We start from the raw sequence: 3063 nt of genomic DNA on the forward strand, positions 1-3063 counted from the left end.
GGCTGCCAGGCGTTGGCGGCCGCACCTTCCCGGGCCAGCGTATGCACGGCATCGAGCCGCTGCTGCCAGATCGGCAGCGTTTTCATCATCGCTACCTGCTCTACCGGCACACCGATGACTCGGACGAAGAACTGCTCGAGCGCAGTATCGCGCTGCCCGGCAGCGATCAAGGCACTCAGTTCCGTCAGTGCCTCCGGACCGATGACATCGAGACCCGGCGTCGCGAACGCCGGCTCGTAGACCATCAGCCTGGCGACATCGGCATTGTCGCGTGCCGCATCAAGCACGCAAAGCCCACCGTAGGAATGGCCGAGCAGAAACACCGGCGCTGCCTGTGCTTCCGCTGCCGCCGCGACCACGGCGCGAACATCGTCCGCTTCGGCCGCGATGCGATACGGGCCTGAGTTTTCGTCGCGGCTCAGACCACGACCTCGACGATCGATCATCCGCAGCGTGAAACGCGTCGCCAGTTGCGCTTCGACACCCGCCCAGCGCGTGTGATCGGCGGTCGCGCCGTGAACCAGAACCAGCATGGGTCCCTGCCCGCGCTGCACCCAGCCGATGCGCGTGCCATCGGCCGATACGACATGAGACGGATTGATCATGCCGGCGTCTGCGCTTTCTTCACCCGCACCGCCTCGCCGATCTGCTTGCCGGCTTCCTTGGTCGCCTTGACCATCGCGCGATCGATCGCCACCGCCATCGCCTTGTGGAAGGCCTGGCCGGATGGTGATTCGACGAACGCGATGTACTGATCAAGCTCGGTTTCCGGCAGCGACTGATAGGCGCTGGCGAACAGCACGACGAACTGGATGCGCAGCGCTTCGGTCATCTCGGCGCGGTTGCGCCCGTACTCTGTGCGAATCTCGTCGAGGCTCGGCGGGCTCTCGGCACCGGCCGTCGAAGCCACACCGTAAGCGGTGCCGGTCGAGGTATCGATCAGCAACTGGGCGGAGGATTCGGCGACGTCCGAAGCCTTGGCCAGACGCTCGTAGCGCTCGGCCCGGCGCGGCGACAGACGCTGATACAGCTCCTGCGCCTGCTCCATCGCCGTTGAATCCGATGCCGATTTCGAAGCCGTGTCTTCGAGCGCGGTGATCTTGCGGCCAAGCTCGGACTGGAACCAGGTCAATGATTCCTGTGCAGCGGCAGGCTTCAGCTGGCCGGCCAGTTCAGTCGAGATGTCGGCTGACAGCCGCAGTGGCGCGTAAGCGTTCGCGAAGGCTTTCAGCGCGATCTGCAGCTGGTCCTCGCTGAGATTGCTGGCGAAGCCCGGATTCAGGGTCAGGCCAGCGGCAACCGATGGCGCGATCGACGGCAGTTGATCGGCCAGCCCGGATTCCCTGACCAGCACTTCGGCAGCTTGCGGAGTCAGCTTGTCGGCCGCAGCAACCGGCATGGCCTGCACCGCGAGCAGCGACAGCCCCAGCGCCAACAGTGACAGCAGCCTGCGTGGCAAAAACTTTCGCATGTCGTCTCCTCCAGCTTCTAGTTATACGAATTCCGGTGAATCAAGGCGTGACTGGCGCAGCTTTCGGCTTGGCCTTGCGTGGCGGCACCAGACCGCGGCTTTCGAGCAGCGGTACCGGATCAGGTTCGGCGCCATAGAACGCGCGGAACAAGCTCAGCACGTCGGTGCTGCGGCCGCGGCTCAGGACCTTGGCGCGGAAGAAATCGCCGTTGGCGCGATCCAGCCCACCATGCGTCTTCATCCAGCTTTCGCTGTCACGGGCCAGCACATCGCTCCAGATGTAGGCGTAGTAACCGGCTGCATAACCGCCGCTGAAGACATGCGCAAAGTACGGCGAGCGATAGCGCGGCGGCACTGGACCCAGCGCCAGACCCGCTTCCTTCAGCGCCGCCTGCTCGAAGGCGACGACGCCATTCGCATCGGGCGTGGCATCGGCTGCGAGCTGGTGCCAATGCTGATCGAGCACTGCTGAAGCCAGGTACTCGGTGGTTTCATAACCCTGGTTGAAACGGCCGGCGGCGAGCAGCTTGTCGACCAGCGCCGGGTCGAGCGGCGCGCCGGTCTGCCAGTGGCGCGCGTAGTTCGCTAGTACCGCCGGATCACTGGCCCACATCTCGTTGAACTGCGACGGGTACTCGACGAAATCGCGCGGCACCGAGGTGCCGGACAGCGACGGGTACTGCGCGCTGGCAAACAGGCCATGCAGCGCGTGACCGAACTCGTGGAACATGGTCGTCACTTCATCGAAGCTCAGCAGGGTCGGCTGGCCTTCGGAGGGTTTCGGCACGTTCAGATGATTGCCGACCACCGGCTTCAGCCCGAACAGCTGCGATTGGGTCACATAGCTATTCATCCAGGCCCCGCCCTGCTTCGAATCACGGGCGTAGTAGTCAGCGATGAACAGGCCGAGCAGCGCGCCGTTGCGGTCGGTGACCTCGTAGACCTTGGTATCCGGGTGATACAGCGGCAGATCGGTACGCGGCTTGAAATGCAGGCCGTAGAGCTTTTCGGCAGCGAAGAACACGCCTTTCTCAAGCACGTTGCCGATCTCGAAATACGGCCGCACGGCATCGTCGTCGAAGGCATAGCGCTGGGCGCGCACCTGCTCTGCGTAATACGGCCAGTCCCAGGCTTCAAGCTTGAAGGTCTTGCGGCCAGCCGCTTTCGCCTGCGTGTCGATCAGCGCCTGGATGTCGGCCGCTTCGCGCTTGGCATTGGCGACTGCCGGCGGCGTCAGCTCGGCGAGCATCTTGTTGACCGCCGCGGTGCTGCCGGCGGTCTCGTCTTCAAGCACCCAGGCGGCGTGGTTCGGATAGCCGAGCAACTGCGCCCGCTCGGCGCGTAGCTTGACGATATCGGCGACCACCGGACGGTTGTCGGTCGCCCCGCTCACGGCACGGCCGACCGAAGCGCGATAGAGCTTTTCCCGCAGCGCGCGGTTCTTCAACTGCTGCAGGCCGGGCTGCAAGGTGGTGTTCTGCAGGGAGATCAGCCATTTGCCATCCAGCCCGCGCGCCTTCGCCGCTTCAGCCGCCGAAGTGATCTGCGAGGCCGAAAAACCATCGAGCTGGGCCGCCTCATCGACGACCACC

At 64.5% G+C, this 3063-nt stretch carries 3 protein-coding genes; all 3 read right to left on the bottom strand.

What is annotated here, in order from left to right; all coding sequences use genetic code 11:
* On the bottom strand, window positions 1–605 hold a 605-nt coding region (locus tag QZY06_RS02495), incomplete at its 3' end, for an alpha/beta hydrolase (protein WP_295679737.1).
* The gene (locus QZY06_RS02500; RefSeq protein ID WP_295679739.1) at window positions 602–1471 is read right to left on the bottom strand and encodes a DUF2059 domain-containing protein; all 870 of its coding nucleotides are present in this window, start codon (window positions 1469–1471) and stop codon (window positions 602–604) included. The genes QZY06_RS02500 and QZY06_RS02495, both read right to left, overlap by 4 nt.
* A gap of 40 nt (window positions 1472–1511) precedes the next feature.
* Window positions 1512–3063: M3 family metallopeptidase (locus QZY06_RS02505; protein ID WP_295679741.1), on the bottom strand; the 1552-nt coding region annotated here is incomplete at its 5' end.

It is taken from the genome of uncultured Nevskia sp., from assembly GCF_903885465.1.
GTDB lineage: Bacteria > Pseudomonadota > Gammaproteobacteria > Nevskiales > Nevskiaceae > Nevskia.